Here is a 22,389-nt window from a genome sequence, read left to right on the forward strand (position 1 = left end):
CCCATGCTGACCATCTGGGGCCGGATCAACTCGCACAACGTCAAGAAGGTGGTCTGGCTGGCCGAGGAAATGGCGCTGGCCTATGACCGGCGCGATGTCGGCGGCCCGTTCGGGATGGATCAGGCGTACCGGGCGCTCAATCCCAATGCGCTGATCCCGACGATCGAGGATGACGGCTTCGTCCTGTGGGAGTCGAACAGCATCCTGCGCTATCTGGCGACCAACCATGGCGGCGAGGCCTTCTATCCGATCGATCCGCAAGCGCGAGCCTCGGTCGAGCGGTGGATGGACTGGGGCTTCACCTGGGCCGATGCGATCCGGCCGATCTTCTTTCAGATGGTGCGCACCGCCCCCGAGGCGCGCGACATGGCGCTGATCGAACGAAGCGTGGCGCGGGCGGCGGGGCTGTCGGCGATCCTGGACGATGTGCTGGGGCGGCAAGAATGGCTGTCGGGGGCGACGTTCGGCATCGGGGATATTCCCGTCGCGGCCTATGCGAATACGTGGTTCCAGCTGTCGGTGGAGCGGCCTACGCGACCCAATCTGGAGCGCTGGTATGCGGCGTTGCAGGACCGCGCGCCGTTCCGCGATGTGGTGATGATCCCGCTGAGTTGATCGGCGGCGGGCGGTGGTCTCGGTGAGACCCCATGCCCTCCCCCATCCCCTCCCGCTTGCGGGAGGGGCGTGCCTTTTCGAGCAGTGCTGGACATGAAAAAGCCCCTCCCGCAGGCGGGAGGGGTTTGGGGAGGGCATGGGGCCTCGCAGAGACCGTCCCATGCCCGTTCAGTGGGCGCTATGGATTGCTTACAGCGCGCCTTCGAGCCAGGCCTTGATCCGGCCCTTGGGCTCGGCGCCGACCTTGGTCGCGGCGGCGGCACCGCCCTTGAACAGGATCATCGTCGGAATACCGCGCACGCCGTAACGGCCGGGGGCGTCGGGATTGTCGTCGATGTTCAGCTTGGCGATCGTCACCTGCTCGCCCAGTTCCTCGGACAGTTCCTCCAGCGACGGGCCGATCATCTTGCACGGTCCGCACCATTCGGCCCAGAAATCGACCAGCACCGGCTTGTCGGAGTTCAGGACGTCCGCCTCGAAGCTGGCGTCGGTGATCTGCTTGGTTGCCATGTTCAGTACACTCCTTGAATTGTCACCCATCTAGGGCGCGGGCCTCGGTGGCTCAACCACCGAGCGGCAAGCTTTGCTCCCGGTCGCGATAGCCGGGCTTGTGCGCGGCGAGCAGCGCGTCGGGCACCGGGACGAGCCGGGGCCCCGCCGTATAGAGCAGCGCCACCGACACCCGCTTGCCGGGAAAGATCACTTCCAGCGCGGCGGCATAGCCCGCCATCTGCGCCAGATGGAACACCGGCACGTCGTCGATGCCCCCCGGCGCGCGCCGCCCGGTCTTGTAATCGATCAACCGGACCTCGTCGCCGTCGATCAGCAGCCGGTCGACGCGCCCCGACACGACCAGGCCATTGGGCAGCGTCGCCGCGATCGGCGCCTCCGCCAGCGATCCCGGCCCGAACAGCGGCGCATAGGCCGGATCGTCCAGAATCGCGAACACCGCCTGCGTCACATCGGCGCGCAGGCCCGCATCCTCGACCCCCGCCGCCTGGGTCAGCCAACGCTCCGCCGCGCCGCGCCGCGCATCCGGCGCGACCGGGGGCAGGCGTTCGAGCAGACAGTGGATCAGCCGCCCGCGCTCCGCCGCCGCGCGCATCGCGGGGGTGGGCGGCGGGTCGGCCACCATATCCTCGCCCAGTTGCGACGGCGCGAGCGGGCGCGGCGGGCGCGACTCCTGCGGCGCGGGCCGGTGGACCCAGTCGGGCAGCGCGACATCCTCGCGCCGGGCCGCGACGACCGCACCGGGGCGCGGCGCGACTGGCTCCTGCGGCCTGCGACCCAGGAAGATGCGCGACCGGCCGTCACCCGGTTCGACCTCCGGCACGCCCAGCGCGGTCATGGCGCGGGCGCAGGTGGCGTACCAGCTGTGCATCGGCGGCACGCCCGCGGCGCGCTTGCCCAGCGCGCCCGCCACCACCAGCTGCTCCTCCGCCCGTGTCGCCGCGACGTAGAAGAGCCGCCAATGCTCGGCCAGTTCGCGCGCGGCGATCTCGGCGGCCACCGCGTCGAGCGGCCCGCCGCGTTCCTCGGCGCGCGGCGGAAAGACGGGAATGGGCTGCGCGCCCGGTTCGGGCGTCCAGCGCAGGATCGAACGCGGGCTGGCGGTCGGGTCGGCGGTGGCGTCGGCCAGGATGACCAGTGGCGCCTGCAACCCCTTAGACCCATGCGCGGTCATCACCCGCACCGCGTCCAGCGGCGCGGAGGGGTCGCGCACGATCTCGACATCGCCCCGGTCGAACCAGTCGAGGAAGCGTTGCAGCGAGGGCGTCGTCGTACTCTCGAAGGTCAGCGCGGCGCCCAGCAGCTCCTCAATCGGGTCGCGCGCCTCGGTCCCCAACCGACGGATCAGCTTGCGGCGGCCGTCCAGCGGCCCCGACAGCAATTCCTCGAGGAACTGATAGGGCGTCGACACGTCCGCGCGCGCCAGCATCTGGCGAAGCGGCGCGAGGTCCTCGGCGGGCAGCGTCCGGGTCAGATGCGCCCATAGCGCACCGCGCGCCCGGTGCCCCGCCGCCATCAGCCGCTCCTGCGACCAGCCGATCAGCGGCGACACCAGCAGCGCGGCCAGCGACAGATCGTCCTCGGGCTGCAACACGAAGCGCACCGCCGCCAGCAGGTCCTGCACCGCCAGCGGCGCGTTCAGCCGCAGCCGGTCGACGCCCGCCACCGGCACCCCCTCGGCATAGAGGCGCGCGACGATCAGCGAGGCGAGGTCGCCGCGCCGCTTGACCAGGATCATGATGTCCTGCGGCTCGAGGCGACGGCCCTTGCTCTCCAGCATCACGCCATCGTCCAGCCAGCCGCGCACGGCGCGCGCGATGTCGGTGGCGACCTTGCGCACCGCATCGTCGATCCAGCCTTCCTCGTCCTCGTCGCTGCCCCCCGCTGCGACCGGCGGCCACAGGGTGATGCGACCGGGGCCCTTCACCTCGCTGGCGTGGCGCTCCACCGCATGCCCCATGCCCATGCCGGGTTCGCCCAGCGCCTCGATCGCCGCATCGACGAACTCGAGGATCGGCGTGGTCGAGCGGAAGCTGTGGGTCAGCGACAGCTGATTGAACGGCAGGCCGCGTTCGTCCTCGGGCCAGTCGTCATCGCCCGCCACCTCGTCCGCACGCCGCGAGAAATGCAGCTCGGCCGCCTGGAAGTTGATCGGGTCGGTCCCCTGGAAACCGAAGATCGCCTGTTTGTGGTCGCCGACGGTGAACAGCGTCCGCGTCGAGGGCGCATAAAGGCCACGCCCGACGAAGAATTCGTCGGCCAGCGCGCGGACGATCCGCCACTGGTGCGCATTGGTGTCCTGCGCCTCGTCGATCAGGACATGCTCGGTCACCTGGTCGAGCTTGTAGCGGACCCATTCGCCGATGCCCGGCCGCTCGAGGAGATCGACGGTGGTGCGGATCAGGTCGTCGAAATCGACCGCGCCGATCGCGCGCTTGGACAATGTATAGGCCCGCGCATAGTCGCGCCCCACGGTCAGCGCATCGGCGAGCAGGTCGGCATGACGCGCGCGGGCGGCGAGGCCCAGCAGGTGACGGCACGCCTCGCCCAGTTCGCGTGCCATATCCTCATAATCGGGATCGGCATCGGTCAGCTTCTTGGAGGCCTTGCGCGGCTCGCCCTTGGCGGTGAAGACCGTGCCCATCAGATCCTCGAGCAGCGCGACCCGCCCCGCCCGGTCGCTGCCCAGCCAGCGTTCCATCGCCGCCGCCGCCTTCTCGCCGGTCGCGGTGCCCCAGACGCGGTTCGCGCCCGCCAGCCGGATGACGGCATCCTCGTCGATATCCTCGACGCCGTCCGCGATAGCCTCGTCGATATCGCCCGAAGGGAGGTCGAGCGCGCGGCGCAGCCAGGGCTGGATGCCGGTGGGCAGCGCCTCCAGCGCACCGGGCGCGCGCGCACAGGCGGCCAAGAACGCCTCCGCCCCGCCCTCGCCCAGCCGCAGCGACAGCGCGCCGACCGTCTCGACCGGGCCGACCCGGCCCTCGCGCTCGGCCGTCTCCAGCATCCGCGCCAGCGCCTCGCGCGCCAGCACCGCCTCTTCGCGCGCCTCCAGCGGGCGGAAACCGGGGGCGAGGCCCGCCTCGACCGGAAAGGCCGCCAGCAGCCCCTGGCAAAAGCCGTGGATGGTCTGGATACGCAGGCCGCCGCCCGGCGCGTCGAGCACGCGCGCGAACAGCGTCCGCGCCCGCTCGCGCAGGTCGGGGGTCGCGGTCTCGCCCAGCGCCTTCAGATCGGCGAACAGCTCGGTCTCGGGCATACGCACCCAGGCGGCGAGGCGGCCGTTGATCCGCTGCGCCATCTCGGCCGCGCCTGCCTTGGTGAAGGTCAGGCACAGGATCGCCTCGGGCGCGACGCCGCGCAGCAGCAGGCGGAACACGCGCGCGGCCAACACCTGGGTCTTGCCGGTGCCGGCCGAGGCGGACAGCCAGACATGCGCGGCGGGGTCGCTGGCGGCGGCCTGATCGCCCTTTAGCGGGGGCAGGTTCGCCATGGGCCGCGCGCTCATGCGGCATGCTCCGGGCGGCGGGAGTCCCGTGCGCTTCGACTTCGCTCAGCGTGAACGGAGGTAGGACCCAAGCCCCCGCTCCGTTCAGCCTGAGCGAAGTCGAAGGCCACGCCATCACGCGCGAACACAGCCCAGAATTTACCGATCACGGCCATACCATTCATCCCGCCGCATCAGCTGGTCATACTCCGCATAAGGCGCATATTCGGGCACCAGCTTGGCGGTGAACGGCGCGTCCCCGGTCAGCCATTGCCCGGCCGCCTCGGCGAAATTCGACGCCGCGATGGCGACGAACTCGTCGGTGCGGATCCGCTCGCGCTTGCCGTCGGGGTCGACCGGGGTGGCGATATAGCCCAGCCCCTCGCGTCCGCGCCCCAGCGACCAATATTCGAAACCGCCCGCCTTGCCCGACACGCCCTCGAACCCGCCACGCTCGGCGATCAGGCCGAGCAGCCCGAGTTGCAGGCTGAACCCCTCGCGCACCGCCGTGGTGGAGGGCGGCTTGCCGGTCTTATAGTCGATCACCACCAGCGCGCCGTCCGCCGCCTTGTCGATCCGGTCGAACCGTCCGGTCAGGGTGACGCCTGCCAGCTTGGCCTCGCCCTTGCCTTCCGCGCTCAGGACATGGCGGCCCTCGACGGCCTTGGCGGCGACCTCGGCGGCGATCCAGTCGATCGCCTCGATCAGACGCGGCTGCCACAGCGCGCGCATCATCGGATGGGTCCGCTGGTCGCGCAGCATCGCCAGCGCACGCGGGCGAAGCGCCGAGACGTCGCAGGCGTCCTCCTTCCACCACATCTCCAGAATGTCGTGGACGGCGGTGCCGCGCCACGCCGCGCTGGGATCGGCATCGACCGGGTCGAGCGGCGACAGGCGGAGCACCCGGCGCGCGTAGAAGGCGTAAGGATCGGCCTTCAGCCGGTCGACCTCGGTCACCGATATGGTCGTGGGGCGCAGCGCGGCGGGCGGCTTGGGTGCGGGGCGATCCGCCGGGCTATAGTCGTCGGGCCGGTCGAGCCGTTCGGCCCAGCACGCGAGGGTCGGATGCGCCTCGAACCGATCGCCCGCCATCGCCTGGAGCCGCAGCCAGAAGCGCGAGGCGAGCGTCGGCCCGCTCGCGTCGCGGCGCGCGCGGGTCAGGATCGCGCGCGGCGCGCCCATCGCTTGCGCCAGGTCATGCGCGGCGATGCCGATCCGCTGCTCCAGGCCCACCAGCCCCAGCAGCGAGCGGATGCGCGGCGCCAGCCACGGGTCGGGCGCGGGCCGGCCCGGCCAGACGCCTTCGTTCAGCCCGCCCGCGATCATCAGGTCGGCGGTCTGGAGACGCGCCTCGATCGGGCCGTAGATGGCGAGGCGCGGATGCTGCCCCTCGCGCGGGATGGCGCGCACCGCGATCTCGTCGAACAGGCTGCGCAGCAGGCCCGGCAATTCGGCGGGATCGACGCGCGCGGGACCATGATCGGCCTGTTCCTCATAGCCCGCCAGGAATTCGGCCGCCGCACGCCCCGCCGGTCCGGTCCACAGCGCGTCGCCGCACAGGCTCTGCCCGCATTCGCGCAGACAGGCGAGCAGAGTGCGCAGGCCCTGCGGCCCGTCGCCAAAGGTCCGCCCGACCGCCTCCAGCATCGGCGCGGCCTGGCTCCAGAAGGCGGCGGCGGTCGGCTTGTCGGCGACATGCGCGGCGATCCCGTCCAGCCCCGGTGCCGGACGCGGCCCCCGGAGCGCCCGGTCGAGCGCACGCACGCCGTCCAGCCACGCCACCCGGTCCATCTCGCCACGGATCAGCGGATGCTTGAGCAGCGCCAGCAGCGGCAGAGGCGCGAAATGCTGCGCCGCCGCCTCGGCCAGCTGGAGCAGGAACGTGCCCGGCAGCAGGATCGACAAGGGCCGCCCCGCCGTATCGTCGATCAGGATGTTCCACCGCCGACAATGCGCCGCCACCCGCCGCGCCAGCGCGCGATCGGGGGTGACGAGCGCCGCCGTGCGACCCGGCTCCTCGATCGCCTCGCGCAGCGCCAGTGCGATCGCCTGGGCCTCCTCGGCGGGGGTGGCGAGCTCGATGGTCGACACGCCCGACAGCCGCCGGTCCTCGGCGGGCATCTCGGTCCACTTCCCGGTAAAGTCCGCCGGCGCCATGGCATTGGCGATGGCGCGGCCGCGCACCGGCCCCGCGTCATAATCGCCGCCGCCGCGCCACACCGTCACCTCGCCCCGCCCGACGCTCATCCGGTCGAGCAGCAGCTTCAGCGCATATTGCGGATGCGTCTCGATCGATCGCCGGGTGCGGCCGGTATCGGGGTCGGGCTTGTGGGGGCCGAGCGCGTCCCATTCCTCGTCGGGCATGGTCAGGTCCAGCCCGGCGAACACCACCGATCCCCCCGGCATCTCCGACACGCAGCGCAGCAGCCGCGCGACCGCAGGGGCGGTGTCGGTGACGCCCGCCGCACAGACGAACCCGGCGGGCTGCGCCTCGGCCCAGCGCGCGGTGATCCGGTCGAGCAGCAGCGTCCGCCGCTTGGCCGCATCGATCCGCCCCATCTTCGCCAGCACCGCAGGCCAGCGGTCGAGCACCACCGAGAAGGTCGCCAGCGCCGATTGCCAATGCTCGGTCAGTTCGGGACCCAGGTCGAGCGCGGCGAGTTCGGCCGGATCGACCTCCTCGACCAGCATCTGGTCCAGCGTGCGCGCCAGATCGCCCGCCAGCCGCACCGCCTCGGCCGCCGTCACCGGCTGACCGGCGCGCTGGCGTTCCTGCTCGACCAGCCGCGCGAGGATCATCCGGCGCGCGGAGGGCGCGATGGCGGGCGGCGGCGGCGCCTCGGCATCGGCTGGGTCGAGCGCGGAGCCCGCCGCCTCGCCCAGTTCGGGATCGCCCAGCGCGACCATGCGTGGCAGGATCAGGCCGCCGCCGCTGGCGCGCACAAACGCCTCGGTCACCGCGCGGACGCCGCGATTGGTCGGCAGCAGGATCATGCCCTGCGCCAGCGTCAGCGGATCGCCGCCGGTACGCCGCATCAGCCCGGCGACCAGCGCATCGGCGAACCCGCGATGCGCCGGGATCGTGTGCAGCCTCGGGCGGCGCGGCTCAGCCATCCGCGAGGATCAGTTCCGTCTGCGGAATGGCGCGCGGCGTGCCGACATCGAACCACAGCCCCTGATGCACCTGGCCATAGGCGCGCCCCGCCGCGATCGCGCGGTCCCAGAACACATTGGTCGAAAAGGCCCCTTCGGGCGCATCGGCGATGATCCGGGGGTGCAGGATCTGGAGCCCGGTATAGGAGAAGGGCGCGACCCGGCCGGGCCTGCGCCGCCCGGTGATCCGGCCATCGGCCCCCAGATGGAAATCGCCCTGCCCCTGATGGTTGTGCGCGCGCGCCAGCGGCACCATCAGCAGCAGCGCGTCCATCGCGGCCTCGTCCCAGCGCGATGCCAGCAGGCGGATCGCGTCGACCGGCCCGTCGACCCACAGATTGTCGCTGTTGACCACCAGCACCGGCGCGTCGCCCAGCAGCGGCCGCGCCTTGACCAGCCCGCCGCCGGTTTCCAGCAACTGGTCGCGCTCGTCCGAGATGACGATCTCGATCTCCGGGAACCGGTCGCGCAGATGCGCCTCCAACTGGTCCGCCAGGTAATGGACATTGACCACCGCCCGCTCGACCCCCGCCGCGACCAGCCGGTCGAAGACGTGGTCGATCAGCGGCTTGCCCGCCACCGACACCAAGGGCTTGGGCCGGGTCGCGGTCAGCGGGCGCATCCGCTTGCCGATCCCCGCCGCCATCACCATCGCGGTGCGCGGCACGAGGCCCGCCGGGGTGGGCCGAATGGAAAGCTGTCGGGTCATTCGCCTTCGCCCCGCGATGCAAGGACATGGGGATCGCCGCGCAACTCGGGCGGCACATTGTCGTCGAACCAGGCCGCGACCGGCGCCAGCACCGGCTGCGACAGGTCGCGTTCCAGATAGGCCCAGACGCGCGGGCAGAGCGCGGCGTAACGCGGCTTGCCGTCGCGCTTCCACAGCCGGGTGAAGATGCCCAGGATCTTGGCGTTCCGCTGCGCGCCCAGCACATGATAGGCGTTCAGGAACGCGTCCCCCTCGCCCGTCGCGCCCAGATAGCGTTCCAGCATCGCCTGCTCGATCGACGGTTCGACATCGCGCCGCGCGTCCTGAAGCAGCGAGACGAGGTCATAGGCGGCGTGCCCCGCCAGCGCGTCCTGAAAGTCGAGCAGCCCCAGCGTCCGCATCGGGCCGACCAGCATCAGATTCTCGACATGATAGTCGCGCAGCACGGTCACCGGATTGTCGGCGATGGCATGGGCGAATACCCGGTCCCAGGCAGCGCGATAGCCTTCGACATCGACGTCCAGGCCGACGATGGGCGTGTACCATTCGGGGAACAGCGCCGCCTCGCGGTGAAGGACGGCGGCATCATAGGGGGCCAGCCCCTCGGGCGCATGGCCACGCAGCGCGGCGAGCAGGTCGACCGCATCGCTATAGAGCTTCGCCGTCGCGTCGGGATCGGCCTCGATCGCCTCGCGCATCCGGTCGTCGCCGAAATCCTCGATCAGGACCAGCCCGCGCACCTCGTCCGCGCCCAGGATCGCGGGCGCGGCAAAGCCCCGGCCGACCAGCCAGCGCGCGATCGCGATGAAGGGGCGCGGGTCCTCATGCGGTGGCGGCGCGTCCATCAGGACGGCGCTGTGGCCGCCACGCGTGACGCGGAAATAACGGCGGAACGAGGCGTCACCGGCGAGCGGCGCGATCACCGCCCCCTCCCATCCGACGCTTGCAAGAAAGGCGGCGGCGTCCGCCGGCGGGGTCATATCGGCCATCGCGCTTCCCAGCCCGAGGGGACCCTGGCTGTCAAGATACGTCCGCCATCCGGATCCATCTCCAGCGTCAGCGCCAGCGCCTGCGGCCAGGCATCGGAGCCCGCCCGGTCGGGCCATTCCACGACCAGCGCCGAGTCCCACAATGCCTCGTCCAGCCCCAGCTCCTCCAGCTGCTCCGGCCCGTCGAGCCGGTAGAGATCGACATGCAGCACGGGGATCGTGGTTTCCGGCGGGGCGTAAGGCTGGACGATCGCGAAGCTCGGGCTCGGCGCCTCGCCGGGCAGGCCGAGCGCCGCCAGCAGCCCGCGCGCCAGGCTGGTCTTGCCCGCGCCCAGCGTGCCGGTCAGCGTCACCACGTCGCCGGGGCGGAGATGCGCGGCCAGGCGGCGGCCGAAATCCTCGGTGGCGGCGGCATCGGCCAGCCGGATCGTCATGGCTTTTCCTTTGCGGTCGGGGTCTTGTCGGCCACCCTTCGCGGCAGTTCCACCGTGACCAGCGTCCCCTGCCCCGGTTCGGACAACAGGCTGATCGTGCCGCCATGCGCCTCGACGAACTGCTTGGCGAGCGGCAGGCCCAGCCCCAGCGCGCGCTCGCCGGTGGCCTTGATCCCCGGCTCGGCGAAGCGGTCGAAGGCGTGGGCGACCGATTGTTCGTCCATGCCCTGGCCGTCGTCGGACACCACGATCCGCGCGCGCGCCGAATCGCCGTCGGCATGGAGCAGGATGCGCCCGCCCTCGGGCGTCTGTTCGACCGCATGGCGCAGCAGATGCTCGATCGTCTCCTGCAGGCGGCGGCGGTCGCCGGTGATCCGGCCGAGCGAGCGGTGGATCTCGACCGCGAAGTCCAGCTTGCGCCGCCCCGCGACCGGACGGATCGTGTCCGCCGCCGCACGCGCGACGCGGCCCAGTTGCACATCCTCGCGCGCGATGTCGGCATCCACCTGATCGCGGGTCAGGTCGAGCACATCGTCGACCAGCAGCCCCAGCCGCTCGGTCGATTCGAGGATCGCCTCGATATAGCTGATCGCGGTATCGGGCAGCGGCCCGGCAAAGCCGCCATGCAGCATCTCGGCAAAACCGCTGATCGAGGTCAGCGGGGTGCGCAGCTCATAGCTCATATTGGCGACGAAGGCGGTCTTGACCTTGTCCGCCGCCTCAAGCGCATCGGCCCGGTCGCGCGCGGCCTGTTCGGCGCGTCGGCTGTCGGTGATGTCGAGCAGGGTGAACAGCGCGTTGCCGTCGGGCAGCGGCACGCCCGCAAATTCGAAATGCCGCCCATCGGCAAAGGCGACGCGCCCGCTGCGCTGCTGCCGCTCCAGCGTCGCGGACCGGACCAGCTCGACGATCAGCTCGGACCGGCTGGGGGTCTCCAGCCGCCCGGCGACCCGGTCGACAAAGGCATCGACACGCGGATGGCTGGACAGGAATTCCTCCTCCAGCCCCCAGAGCGCGCGGAAGCGGTTGTTCCAAAGCTGCAACCGGCCATCGGCGGCGAAGACGCCCAGCGCCTCGAACAGATTGTCGAAGGTGGCGGTGCGCACCCGCAACAGCGTGTCGCGCGCGGAGGCCAGCTGCACCTCCTCGGTCCGGTCCTCGAAGATCAGCAGCAGGCCGCCGTCGGGCAGTGGCTGGGCGACGACGCGCAAATGGGTGCCGCCGGGCAGATGCCATTGCTCCTCGATGCCGCCCCCCGCCTGGCGGAACCAGGCGGCGCGCTCGGCCTTCCAGCCGGGGAAGTCGCGCACCTCGGGACTGCGACTGGCCTCGCGCATCCGCTCCAGGACGCGGTCGAATTCGGGATGGTCGGCCAGCCATTCGGCGCGCATCGCGAACATCCGGCGGAACGGCTGGTTGCAGAAGACGAGGCCCCGGTCGGGCCCGAAATGCGCGACCGCCGCCGACAGCCGGTCGAGCATCGCGCGTTGCGCCTCGGCGAAGCGCTTGGCGCCCGCGCGCGACTGTTCCAGATCCTCGATATCGACCGCGAAGCCCGCAATGCCCCCGGTCGGCAACGGCACGTCGAAGATGTGCAGCGCGCGCCGCGCGCCGTCGATCGTCGCGGGCAGCACCTGTTCGTGCGGTCGTCCCTGGTCGCGCGCCGCCGCCGCCCCGGCCAGCGGGCCGCCGCGCCCCGATCCCTCGACCAGTTCCAGCCCGCGCCCGACCACATCGGCCGCATCGCGCCCCTCGACCGCCTCGACATAGGCGGTGTTGACCATCGCCAGCCGCAGGTCGTCGCCGCGATACCACATGGGCAGGGGCGCCGCCTCGATCAGCCCGGTCAGCGCCTGGAAGGCATTGCCCAGCCGCTTGGTCTCGGCATCCAGCCGCGCAATCTCGTCCTGCGCATCGGTCATGTCGAAGACCCAGACGACCACCGCGCCGCCCGCGCCCTGGTCCTGCGGCGCGCGCGCGCCGTCGAACAGCAGCGTCCTGGGCGATCCCTGCGGCCGGATGATGCGACGGAAACGCTTGCCGGTCTTCTGCGCGGCGATCAGGTCGATGCCCAGCGCGGCGCTGTCGTCGGGGGTCAGGCCGCAGACCTCGTCCCCCAGCTCCTCGGGGAAGCGCGCGACGTCGGGCAGGCCCAGCCAGTCGGCCAGGCGCCGGGGCATGTCGATCCGCCCGTCGCTGCGTACCAGCATCGCCTGCGCCGGCCCGGCGCGCAGCAGCGCGTCCAGCCGGTCGCGCTCCAGCCGCACCGCCGAGGCTTCCTTGCGGGCGCGCAGCCCCAGGAACATCAGGACCATGCCCGTGACGATGACGGCGCACGCCGCCGCCCCCAGCAGAGCCGCCTCGACGCTGCTGATCGCGATCATCCGACAAGGTCCGGGGCAAGGCTGCGCATCCCTACTCCTCTAACCCGATCCGCCAGCGATGCGCCAGAATGAAGAAGAGCGCCGCGTGTCCCGCACGAAAAAGGGGGCCGCCCGGCCGAGCAGCCCCCTTTCCCTTCCCATCGGCCGGAGCCGAGCGGGATCAGTAGCGGTAATGATCCGGCTTGAACGGACCCTCGACCGGCACGCCGATATAGGCGGCCTGCTTCTCGCTCAGCTTCGACAGCTGGACGCCCAGCTTTTCGAGGTGGAGCGCGGCGACCTTCTCGTCGAGGTGCTTCGGCAGAACGTACACTTCGTTCTTGTAGTTCTCGCCCTTGGTCCACAGCTCGATCTGGGCGAGCGTCTGGTTGGTGAACGAGGCCGACATCACGAAGCTGGGGTGGCCGGTCGCGCAGCCCAGGTTCACCAGGCGGCCCTTGGCGAGCACGATGATCTGCTTGCCGTCCGGGAACTCGACCAGGTCGGTGCCGGGCTTCACTTCGGTCCACTTGTAGTTCGACAGCGCCGCGATCTGGATCTCGGAGTCGAAGTGGCCGATGTTGCAAACGATCGACATGGGCTTCATCGCCTTCATGTGATCGGCGGTGATGACGTCGGCATTGCCGGTCGCGGTGACGAAGATGTCGGCGCGCTTCACGGCCTCATCCATGGTCACGACCTCGAAGCCCTCCATCGCCGCCTGCAGCGCGCAGATCGGGTCGATCTCGGTCACGAGCACGCGTGCACCGCCATTGCGGAGCGACTGGGCCGAGCCCTTGCCTACGTCGCCGAACCCGGCGACCGCGGCGACCTTGCCCGCCAGCATGACGTCGGTGGCGCGACGGATCGCGTCGACCAGCGATTCCTTGCAGCCGTAGAGGTTGTCGAACTTCGACTTGGTGACCGAGTCGTTGACGTTGATCGCCGGGAAGGGCAGCTCGCCCTTCTTCGCGATCTCGTACAGGCGGTGAACGCCGGTCGTCGTCTCTTCCGACACGCCCTTCAGGTTCTTGACGGTCTGGGTCAGATAGCCCGGCTTCTTGGCGATGAACGCCTTGACCGAACGCTGGAACTCGACCTCTTCCTCATTCTCCGGCTCGCCGAAGGTCTGGCCGGCTTCCAGCTTGGCGCCCCACAGCGCGAACATGGTCGCGTCGCCGCCATCGTCCAGGATGATGTTGGCGGTGGTGCCGTCACCATTCTTGTCCCAGTCGAAGATGTCGCCGACATAGTCCCAATATTCGGCCAGCGTCTCGCCCTTCACGGCGAAGACGGGGATGCCCGCAGCGGCGATCGCGGCGGCGGCATGGTCCTGGGTCGAGAAGATGTTGCAGGTCGCCCAGCGCACATCGGCGCCCAGCGCGGTCAGCGTCTCGATCAGCACGGCGGTCTGGATCGTCATGTGCAGCGAGCCGGTGATGCGCGCGCCCTTGAGCGGCTGCGCCGCGCCGAATTCCTCGCGCAGGGCCATCAGGCCGGGCATCTCGGTCTCGGCGATCTTGATCTCGGCGCGGCCGAAATCGGCCAGGCCGATATCCTTGATGACGTAATCGTTCTTGGTGGCAGCAGTCGTGGACACGACGAAACTCCGTGCAAAATGGGGCCGACCAAGACGTGGGAAACGCCGATCGGCACGGCCGACGCCTTAGCGACGATCGCCTTAGGGATCAAATATAAAGATATCTTTATATCGTTGAGCGGGTATCGGATGCGGGTCGATACCGGCGGGAACGCAGGCTCAGGCCGTGCCGCCGCCGGTCACCAGCTGACGCGGATCGACCCCGGCCGCGCCGAACGCCGCCTGCCACCGCCCGCCCGCGCCGACGTCGTAGAGGATGCGCGGCTCGCCGCCGACATTGAACCAGCATCCCGGCTCGCGCAGTTCGCCCTCCAGCTGGCCCGCGTCCCATCCGGCATAGCCGAGCGCGACGATCCAGCGTTCCGGCCCCCGCCCCTCGGCGATGGCGCGCAGCACGTCGACCGTGCTCGACAGGACCCAGCGGCCGCCGACATCGACGCTGTCCTGCCCCTGCCAGTCATGGCTGTGCAGCACGAAGCCGCGCCGGGGCTCGACCGGGCCGCCATAATGGACCGGCGCGTCGGGTGCGTCGCCGGGCGCGATGCCGAACTGGTCGAGCAGCGCGTGAAAGCCGATGCCGTCGATCGTCGCGCCGACGCCGATGCCCAGCGCGCCGCCTTCGTCATGCGCGCACATTGCGATGATCGCATGATCGAAATGGGGATCGGTCATGCCGGGCATGGCCAGCAGGAATTGGCCGGAGAGATAGGTCAGTTGATGCACATCCCGACTATAGGGATCACCGCTTCGCCTCGCCATGCTTGAAATGCGGGGCGGCTTGGCGGCATGGACGGCCCCGACACCCGGCATGGTGCCGGGCCGCGATGCCCCAAGGATTGCAACGATGACGATCAAGGTCGGAGACCGCCTCCCCGCCGCCACGCTGGTCAAGGTGACGCCCGAGGGCCCCGAGCAGGTGAACGCCGCCGATTACTTCGCCGGTCGCCGCGTCGCGCTGTTCGCAGTGCCGGGCGCCTTCACCCCCACCTGCTCGGCGCAGCACCTGCCCGGCTTCATCGCCCAGGCCGATGCGCTGAAGGCCAAGGGCGTGGACGAGATCGCCTGTACCTCGGTCAACGACGCCTTCGTCATGAAGGCCTGGGGCCAGGTGCAGGGCGCGGGCGACGTCACGATGCTGGCCGACGGCAATGGCGACTTCGCCAAGGCGGTCGACCTGACGCTGGACGGCACCAAGTTCGGCATGGGCCTGCGCAGCCAGCGTTACACGATGCTCGTGAACGACGGCGTGGTCGAACAGCTGTTCGTCGAGGCGCCGGGCGAGTTCAAGGTCAGCTCGGCCGAGCACCTCCTCAGCCAGCTCTGATCCAGCGGACGGCGCGGGGATTTGGATCGCTGGCGGAACAGCTCCAAGTCCCCATGCGTTTTGCACGCGAGGATCAACAGACAAGAGGAACCATGGCATGACCACCTATGTCCCCCCCGAAAAGCAGGCCGAGGCCAAGAGCCTCGCCGAAAAGGCGCAGGGCGCGGCCAAGGCCGCCGGTGACACGGTGAAGAGCCACCCCTATGCCGCCGCCGGAATCGCGGCGGGCGTCGCGGCGGCGGTGGCCGGGGCGGCGTTCGGCGCGGCCAAGCTGCGCACCGCCAGCGACGACGAGAATTCGACGCAGGGCGCCTGACCCCACGGGGCGGGTGCGGACGGCCACGGCATCGTCCGCACCCGCTTGCCAGCTTCCGCGACAGGGCCTAGCTCCTGTTGCATGACCAATGCCGTACAGATCGTCGAAGAACTCGACCGCCTCTACACCGCCTCCGTCACGCGGCTGAAGGACGCGCTGACCGCCTATCTTCGCGACGGCACCGTGCCCTCGCTCGACGACCGGGCGCATGGCTGTTTCGCCTATCCCGAAATCCGCCTGGTCTTTCGCGGCGACGTCGGACGCCCGACGCCGATGCGCTCCTTCGGACGGCTGGTGTCGCCGGGCGATTATCGGATCAGCGTCACCAAGCCCGCCTTGTTCAAGGATTATCTGGTCGAGCAGCTGACCCTGCTGATCGAGGATTACGACGTCACCGTCGAGGCGGTGGCCGGGCGGCAGGAAATCCCCTTCCCCTATGTCCTCGATCCCGGCCATGCGCTTAGCCTGGACACGGTGTCGGCGGCCGAGCTGGCGCGCTTCTTCCCTGCGACCGAGCTGGCGCATATCGGCGACGAGATCGCCGACGGGCTGTGGATGACCGCCGACGGCAACCGGCCGCTGGCGTTGTTCGACGGGCTTCGCACCGACTTCTCGCTCGCCCGGCTGCGCCATTATACCGGCACGCCGCCCGAGCATTGCCAGCGTTTCGTGCTGTTCACCAACTATCACCGCTATGTCGACGAGTTCGTCCGCTGGGGCGCCTCGCAGCTGGGCGAGGGGTCGCGCTTCACCGCCCTGTCGGGCGCGGGCGGCGTGGTGATCGAGCGGCCCGAGGATGTCGACAAGATCGTCACCGACAGCGCCTGGCGGCGGCACCAGATGCCCGCCTATCACCTGGTCGCCAAGGACGGCACCGGCATCACCCTGGTCAATATCGGCGTCGGCCCCTCCAACGCCAAGACGATCTGCGACCATCTGGCGGTCATGCGGCCCGAGGCGTGGCTGATGATCGGCCATTGCGGCGGGCTTCGTCCCAGCCAGCGGATCGGCGACTATGTGCTGGCGCACGCTTATCTGCGCGACGACCATGTGCTGGACGATGTGCTGCCGCCCGAAATTCCCGTTCCCGCCATCGCCGAGGTGCAGGTCGCGCTGGCCAAGGCGGCCGAGATCGTGTCCGGCCAGTCGGGTGACGACCTCAAGCGTCGGCTGCGCACCGGCACGATCGTCACCACCGACGATCGCAACTGGGAATTGCGCTATTCCAAATCGGCGCTGCGCTTCTCGCTCAGCCGCGCGGTCGGCATCGACATGGAGTCCGCGACGATCGCGGCGCAGGGCTATCGGTTCCGGGTGCCCTATGGGACGCTGCTCTGCGTGTCGGACAAGCCGCTGCACGGCGAACTGAAGCTGCCGGGCCAGGCCAACCGCTTCTACGAGCGGGCGATCAGCGAGCATATGCGGATCGGCATCGAGACCTGCGAACAGCTGCGCCGCGAGGGCAACAAGCTGCACAGCCGCAAGCTGCGCGCGTTCAACGAGCCGCCCTTCCGCTGACCGGCAACCGGCGGCGGGGCGAAGCGTTACGCAGACGGACCGAAACAGGGGGAATGTCGATGGTCGATACACCGGACACCAAAAAGCCGCGCCCGCCCCGCCGCCGCGCCACGCCCAAGACGGCGGGCACCGCCGCCCCGCGCAAGCGCCCAGTGCCCAAGCCGGTGGAGGACAAGCCGCGCGAAGAGGCCGAGCCCGTCGCGGTAGAGGATGAGGCCGCCGAGGCCCCCCAACCCACCGCCAAGCCAAAGGCACCGCCCAAGCCGCGCTCCACCAAGCGAACGGCACCGCGCAAGTCGCCGCCGCGCAAGCCCGCCCCCATCAAGCCCGCACCGGCACCGGCGCTGGGCAAGCATGGACTCGACCGGGTCGGCGGCAAATGGGGGGTGGCGTCGATTTTGGGGAGCCTCGCCGCGGCGGCCGGGCTGACCGCGGCACTGCTGTCGCTGCGGGGGAGTACCCCGAAGCGGGACAAGGGCGAAGGCGAAGACGGCAAGAAGGATTGATCCTCGACCTCCGTTCAGCCTGAGCGAAGTCGAAGGCCAAGGGAAAGCCCGTCTCCTTGGCCTATGGTCGGGCGTGGGCTTCGACTTCGCTCAGCCTGAACGGGCGTTGGGTTAAGCGCCCCTCCACCACCGCTTCGCGACGGTCCCCCTCCCCATCAAAGATGGGGAGGATTTGGGGTGCCGCTTCATTCCTCCCCAAGCTGTGCTTGGGGAGGGGGACCGCTCGCGAAAGCGAGTGGTGGAGGGGCGGGCAACGCCATTCACCCCTCGCAACATCACCAACCCTGCGGCTTGCCCTTGTTCTGCTGGTCCAGCCACGTCTTCAGCGGCGCGAAATATTCGACCAGCGCCTTGCCCGACATCTCGCGGCTGCCAGTGAACACCTGAAGCGCGTCCGGCCAGGGCTTGGACTGCCCCATGGCCAGCATCGCGTTCAGCTTCTCGCCGACCTTCTTGTTGCCATAGAAGGAACAGCGGTGGAGCGGCCCCTTCCACCCGGCCTGATCGCACGCCGCCTTGTAGAACTGGAACTGGAGCACCCGCGCCAGGAAATAGCGCGCATAGGGCACGCCCGCCGGGATATGATACTTCGCACCCGGATCGAACTTCGTCTCGTCGCGAGCGACCGGCGGCACCACCCCCTGATATTTCAGGCGCAGCGCGTCCCAGCCCGCCTGATATTGCCCCGCCGGGATCTGGCCCGAGAACACGCCCCAGCGCCACTTGTCGATCAGCAGGCCGAACGGCAGGAACGCCACCTTGTCCATCGCCTGGCGCAGCAACAGGCCGATATCCTTGTCGGCGCTCGGCACGCGTGCCGGATCGAGCAGCCCGATCTTCACCAGATAGTCGGGCGTGATCGACAGCGCGACGGTATCGCCGATCGCCTCATGGAATCCGTCATTGGCGCCGTTCTTGTAGAGGAAGGGCTGGTCCTTATAGGCGCGCTGGTAATAATTATGGCCGAGTTCGTGATGGATGGTTACGAAGTCGTCAGCATTGACCTTCGTGCACATCTTGATCCGAATATCGTCCTTGTTGTCGACATCCCAGGCCGAGGCGTGGCAGATCACCTCGCGGTCGGCGGGCTTCACGATCTGCGAACGCTGCCAGAAGCTCTGCGGCAGGGGCGCGAAGCCCAGCGAGGAGTAGAAGCCCTCGCCCGCCTTCACCATCCGGATCGGATCATAGCCCTTGGCCTTCAGCAGCTCGCCGGTATCGTACCCAACATCGCCCGCCCCCTTGGGCGCGACGAGGTCATAGATATTGCCCCATTCCTGCGCCCACATATTGCCGAGCAGGTCGGCGCGGATCGGGCCGGTCTTCGACTGAACGGCATCGCCATATTTCTCGTTCAGCTTCCACCGGACATAGGTGTGCAGCGCCTGGTACAGCGGCTCCAGCTCGCCCCAGATCCTGTCGGTCAGCTGCGCGAACTGTTCCGGCGGCATGTCATAGCCGGACCGCCACAGCGACCCGGCATCGACATAGCCCAGCTCCCTGGCGCCCTGGTTGGCGAGCGCGGTCATCTGCGCATAGTCAGGCCGCATCGGGGCGCCGACATTGTCGTGCCAGCTGACCCACATTTCCTTCAGCTTGGCGGGATCGCGCTCGCTGCCCATCGCGGCCTCGATATCCGATCCGTTGATCGGCTGGCCGTTCCGCAGCCCCTTGCCCTTGCCATAGGCCGAGGACATGCGCGTGGTCAGCATCGACAGCTGCGCCGCCGCGCCGGGCGTGGTGGGCGCGGGCAGCGTGATGCCGCCGCGCAGCAGGTCCAGCTTGCGCTTGGTGTCATAGGACAGGCCGGGCAGCGCCTGATAGCGCGCCGCGCCCAGGCCGTAGCGGACCGCGAGATCGGTCATCTCCGCGCCCGAGGCGGCGGCCAGCGAGTCGGTGTCGTCGGTGATATAGGTCGCGTTGACCCAGGCGATCTGCTGCGCCCCGACCGACTTGTCGGCCAGCGTCTTCTCGGCCTCCGCAACGAAGGCGTCGGCCCCCGCGACGGTGGCGGGGGGCTGGGTCGCGGCCGGCTGCGGGGCGGTTTGGGCATGGGCGGCCCCCGCCAGCGCGAAGGCGAGCACAGTGCCGGAAACGGCGGAGCGAAACATCATTTTCCCCCTGAAATCATCACATTGCTCTCGAAGCGGAGCCGATGACGCGCAGTTGCGCGGCTTTGCCCGCCGCCGTCAAGCGGTCAGGAACCGGGCGATGGCCTCCCCCAGTTCGGGCTTGGTCACCGAACTCATGTGATTGCCCGGAATCTCGACATAGCGGCCGCGCGGCAGCGCGTCGGCCAGATCGACCGCCGCGCCATTGTCGAAATCCTCCACGCCCGCGACGACCAGAGCGGGCAGGTCGAACCCCTCGATTGCCGATAGCGGCGTATCGGCGAAGGTGTTCAGGATATGCAGCAGCGCGACCGGATCGCCGCCGGTGGTCTTCAGGAACGCCTCCGCCATCCATTCGGGCGAACCGCGCTTATGCTCGCCCAGACGCGTCAGGATGTTGGTGAAATGATCGACCCGTCGACCGGTATGGAGCAGCCCCTCCAGCCCCATGCCCGCAAAGATCGCCTTGCCCGGCTCCGCGCCGGTCGCGAGCATCCGGCTGACCGTCCGCGCGCCCAGCGAATAGCCGCCCAGATCATAATCGGTCAGCCCGAGATGCTCGACCAGCGCATGGCCGTCGCGGGTCAGCGCGTCCTTCGGATAGGCGGCGGGGTCATGCGGCTTGCCGCTTTCACCATGCGCGCGCAGATCGGGCATGATGACCCGGTAGCCCCTGGCCGCGATGGCGGCGGCGTGGCCATAGCGGATCCAGTTGGTGTTCGCGTCGGAGAAATAGCCATGGATCAGGACGAGCGCCCGCCCCTCCCCCATTTCGCGCCACGCGATCGGCGTCCCGTCGAAGCTGTGGAAGAAGCGGGTTTCGGGGGCGGTTTCGGCCAAGGGTCAAGTCTCCGGTAGGAAAGTGGGGCTACCGGATCGCCCTAATATAGATCGCGCGGGATGTGGACCCGTTTGCGGCCGGAATGCCGCGAACGGGTCCGTCTCCGACGGCGGAAAGACCGTGGCTCAGCCGACCGTGATGCCGACGATCCGCCACGCCCCCGCCTGATGCTCGAGCGTGACCGTCTCGATGACATCGCCCGACCTGGAATAGCGCGCCCGGAATTTCACCACCTCATAGCCATCGGGCGGCGCGGGCAGATTTTCCTGCGAGAGGAACGACCGCGAAACCATCGTCCCCATCTGCGCACGCATTTTTTCCGAGGCCGCCGCCCATGCCGCCTCGCTATTGATCCTGCGAAAGGCCGAGCCGGTCGCGCGATAGCTGTCCGCCCAGCGTCCCTGATCGACCAGCGCCAGGAAGCGCTGCGCGGCGTCGACCACCGCCGGGTCGTGGGCGGTGGAGGCGGCCGGGGCATCCTGTGGCGACGTCGCGAGCATATGGGGCAGGCCGACAAGGGCCATCAGGCCGAGGGCAAGGGTCATGAGCAAGGCTCCTATGAGGATCGGGAAACGGCGTTCGCCGCGTCCCACGCCGCCGATCGGCGCCCTGGCCTGATCCTGCGTCGCGGCCGGGCGGTCCTCCCCGATCGTCATGTCCCCCGACTTTTCGGGGGGTGGCGGGAAGACCATGCCCCCTTCCGCATCGAGGAGCATCCGCGCCGCCTCCCGGCTGCTCGACACCGACAATTTGCGCCGCGCGTCGCGCAGCCGTTCGTTGATGGTGTGGACCGACAGGTCGAGCGTCTGCGCGACCGACTTGGCGTCATGCCCCCGGACGATCAGGCGCAGCGTCTGCTTCTCCTTGTCGGTCAGGGCCGCGAGGCCGTGGCGCTCCTTGATGGTCATCGGCGCGCCCTATGCCCGCGCGGTGCGTGTCGCCACCCCCAATAATTTGTACCCTTCGGGCGGACGATGGCGCGGGCCCGCCGCCCGCCATTTGGCTTGGCTAAGCAGTTGCGCTAAAAGGCCCCATGCCTGCCGCCAGAAGCGGGCCGATGGAGCGGATGCCGGACCCATAACCGGACGCTTGATGACCGCAACCACCGCTCCCGCCGCCGAGACCCTGCCGCCCAGCCCGATCGGGCGGCCGCACAGCCTGCTCGAAGACGCCTATGCCATCTTCATCGGCTGCACGCTGCTGATCGTGGGGCTGGTGTTCCTGAAAGCGGCCGGGCTGGTGACCGGTGGTATCGCGGGCGTCGCGCTGCTGCTGTCCTATCTGATCCCGCTGCCCGCAGGCGTGCTGTTCACACTGGTCAACATCCCGTTCTTCCTGTTCGCGCACAAGGTGATGGGCGCGCGGTTCGCGGTGAAGACGGTGCTGGTCAATGTCGGGATCGGCATCGCCTCGGCGATCACGCGGGTGTCGGTGCATGTCGATGCGGTCCACCCGGCCTTTGCCGCGCTGGTCGGCGGCACCGTGATCGGCATGGGCATATTGTCGCTTGCCCGGCACCAGGCGGGGGTCGGCGGGACCGGGGTCATCACCATCTGGCTCTATCGCAAGCACGGATGGAATATGGGGCTGACCCAGGTCGCGCTCGACGTCGTGATCCTCAGCCTCGCCATCCCGGTGGTGACGGGCACTCAGCTGATCTGGTCGGCGATCAGCGCGGCGGCGATCAGCCTGATCCTCTTCGCCTGGCACCGACCGGGGCTGTATATGGGGCGGTAAATGATGTCCTCCCCTGCAAGGGGAGGTGGCAGGCCGTAGGCCTGACGGAGGGGTGTCACCCTATCGAGAGTGGGACACCCCTCCACCAGCTTGGTGTTCGAGCGAGATTGTGCCCCCGGCACAATCTTGGTCTGCCAGGGGCAGACCAAAGCTCGAACACCCCCTCCCCTTACGGG

The 22,389-nt window shown here is 69.4% G+C and carries 18 protein-coding genes; 6 read left to right on the plus strand and 12 right to left on the minus strand.

Annotation, left to right across the window (positions count from 1 at the left end; translation table 11 throughout):
- Window positions 1-3: 3 nt before the first annotated feature.
- The gene (locus tag ACFX59_RS08770; protein WP_387431565.1) at window positions 4-615 is read left to right on the plus strand and encodes a glutathione S-transferase family protein; all 612 of its coding nucleotides are present in this window, start codon (window positions 4-6) and stop codon (window positions 613-615) included.
- A gap of 189 nt (window positions 616-804) precedes the next feature.
- Here ACFX59_RS08770 and trxA read toward each other — a convergent pair whose 3' ends face one another.
- The 9 genes from trxA to ACFX59_RS08815 form a co-directional block, all read right to left on the minus strand.
- Window positions 805-1,125, minus strand: a complete 321-nt coding sequence (gene trxA / locus ACFX59_RS08775) for a thioredoxin (protein ID WP_007404159.1) — start codon at window positions 1,123-1,125, stop codon at window positions 805-807.
- 52 nt (window positions 1,126-1,177) lie between these two features.
- Window positions 1,178-4,633 carry a double-strand break repair helicase AddA gene (gene addA, locus ACFX59_RS08780; protein ID WP_387431569.1) on the minus strand — a complete coding sequence of 1,152 codons (3,456 nt, stop codon included), beginning with the start codon at window positions 4,631-4,633 and terminating at the stop codon, window positions 1,178-1,180.
- A gap of 138 nt (window positions 4,634-4,771) precedes the next feature.
- On the minus strand, window positions 4,772-7,726 hold the full coding sequence (locus ACFX59_RS08785; protein ID WP_387431572.1) for a PD-(D/E)XK nuclease family protein: 2,955 nt from the start codon (window positions 7,724-7,726) through the stop codon (window positions 4,772-4,774).
- Window positions 7,719-8,474: a nucleotidyltransferase family protein gene (locus ACFX59_RS08790; RefSeq protein WP_354296759.1), complete on the minus strand. Its 756-nt coding sequence runs from the start codon at window positions 8,472-8,474 to the stop codon at window positions 7,719-7,721. Before ACFX59_RS08790 ends, ACFX59_RS08785 begins: the two co-directional genes overlap by 8 nt.
- Window positions 8,471-9,454 (minus strand): aminoglycoside phosphotransferase family protein, encoded by a 984-nt coding sequence (locus ACFX59_RS08795; protein ID WP_387431624.1) that lies wholly within the window; start codon window positions 9,452-9,454, stop codon window positions 8,471-8,473. Before ACFX59_RS08795 ends, ACFX59_RS08790 begins: the two co-directional genes overlap by 4 nt.
- Window positions 9,451-9,897 (minus strand): tRNA (adenosine(37)-N6)-threonylcarbamoyltransferase complex ATPase subunit type 1 TsaE, encoded by a 447-nt coding sequence (gene tsaE / locus ACFX59_RS08800; protein ID WP_387431575.1) that lies wholly within the window; start codon window positions 9,895-9,897, stop codon window positions 9,451-9,453. The genes ACFX59_RS08795 and tsaE overlap by 4 nt, the downstream gene beginning before the upstream one ends.
- Window positions 9,894-12,281 (minus strand): PAS-domain containing protein, encoded by a 2,388-nt coding sequence (locus tag ACFX59_RS08805; RefSeq protein WP_387431578.1) that lies wholly within the window; start codon window positions 12,279-12,281, stop codon window positions 9,894-9,896. The genes tsaE and ACFX59_RS08805 overlap by 4 nt, the downstream gene beginning before the upstream one ends.
- 160 nt (window positions 12,282-12,441) lie before the next feature.
- Complete coding sequence (gene ahcY, locus ACFX59_RS08810; RefSeq protein WP_307099625.1) at window positions 12,442-13,860, minus strand: adenosylhomocysteinase; 1,419 nt, start codon at window positions 13,858-13,860, stop codon at window positions 12,442-12,444.
- A 159-nt stretch (window positions 13,861-14,019) separates the two neighbouring features.
- The gene (locus ACFX59_RS08815; RefSeq protein ID WP_309701921.1) at window positions 14,020-14,583 is read right to left on the minus strand and encodes a YqgE/AlgH family protein; all 564 of its coding nucleotides are present in this window, start codon (window positions 14,581-14,583) and stop codon (window positions 14,020-14,022) included.
- Window positions 14,584-14,704: 121 nt separating this feature from the next.
- Here ACFX59_RS08815 and ACFX59_RS08820 point away from each other — a divergent pair, with 121 nt between their 5' ends.
- The 4 genes from ACFX59_RS08820 to ACFX59_RS08835 all read left to right on the plus strand — a co-directional run bounded on the left by ACFX59_RS08820 (window position 14,705) and on the right by ACFX59_RS08835 (window position 17,524).
- Window positions 14,705-15,184 (plus strand): peroxiredoxin, encoded by a 480-nt coding sequence (locus ACFX59_RS08820; protein ID WP_387431582.1) that lies wholly within the window; start codon window positions 14,705-14,707, stop codon window positions 15,182-15,184.
- 97 nt (window positions 15,185-15,281) lie between these two features.
- Window positions 15,282-15,500: a hypothetical protein gene (locus ACFX59_RS08825; RefSeq protein WP_307099630.1), complete on the plus strand. Its 219-nt coding sequence runs from the start codon at window positions 15,282-15,284 to the stop codon at window positions 15,498-15,500.
- An 81-nt stretch (window positions 15,501-15,581) separates the two neighbouring features.
- Window positions 15,582-17,018, plus strand: a complete 1,437-nt coding sequence (locus ACFX59_RS08830) for an AMP nucleosidase (RefSeq protein ID WP_307099632.1) — start codon at window positions 15,582-15,584, stop codon at window positions 17,016-17,018.
- A 59-nt stretch (window positions 17,019-17,077) separates the two neighbouring features.
- Entirely contained in the window at window positions 17,078-17,524 is a 447-nt protein-coding gene (locus ACFX59_RS08835) for a hypothetical protein (RefSeq protein WP_387431585.1), read from the plus strand.
- Between the two features lie 275 nt (window positions 17,525-17,799).
- Here ACFX59_RS08835 and ACFX59_RS08840 read toward each other — a convergent pair whose 3' ends face one another.
- The 3 genes from ACFX59_RS08840 to ACFX59_RS08850 all read right to left on the minus strand — a co-directional run bounded on the left by ACFX59_RS08840 (window position 17,800) and on the right by ACFX59_RS08850 (window position 21,384).
- Window positions 17,800-19,635 carry a M2 family metallopeptidase gene (locus tag ACFX59_RS08840; RefSeq protein WP_387431588.1) on the minus strand — a complete coding sequence of 612 codons (1,836 nt, stop codon included), beginning with the start codon at window positions 19,633-19,635 and terminating at the stop codon, window positions 17,800-17,802.
- A gap of 78 nt (window positions 19,636-19,713) precedes the next feature.
- Complete coding sequence (locus tag ACFX59_RS08845) at window positions 19,714-20,475, minus strand: alpha/beta fold hydrolase (RefSeq protein ID WP_387431591.1); 762 nt, start codon at window positions 20,473-20,475, stop codon at window positions 19,714-19,716.
- Window positions 20,476-20,601: 126 nt separating this feature from the next.
- A complete protein-coding gene (locus ACFX59_RS08850) occupies window positions 20,602-21,384 on the minus strand; it encodes a DUF4019 domain-containing protein (protein WP_387431594.1) in 783 nt (260 codons plus the stop codon).
- A 184-nt stretch (window positions 21,385-21,568) separates the two neighbouring features.
- Here ACFX59_RS08850 and ACFX59_RS08855 point away from each other — a divergent pair, with 184 nt between their 5' ends.
- A complete protein-coding gene (locus ACFX59_RS08855) occupies window positions 21,569-22,213 on the plus strand; it encodes a YitT family protein (protein WP_307099641.1) in 645 nt (214 codons plus the stop codon).
- Window positions 22,214-22,389: the final 176 nt, after the last annotated feature.

This window comes from Sphingomonas sp. NCPPB 2930 (assembly GCF_042867205.1).
GTDB lineage: Bacteria > Pseudomonadota > Alphaproteobacteria > Sphingomonadales > Sphingomonadaceae > Sphingomonas.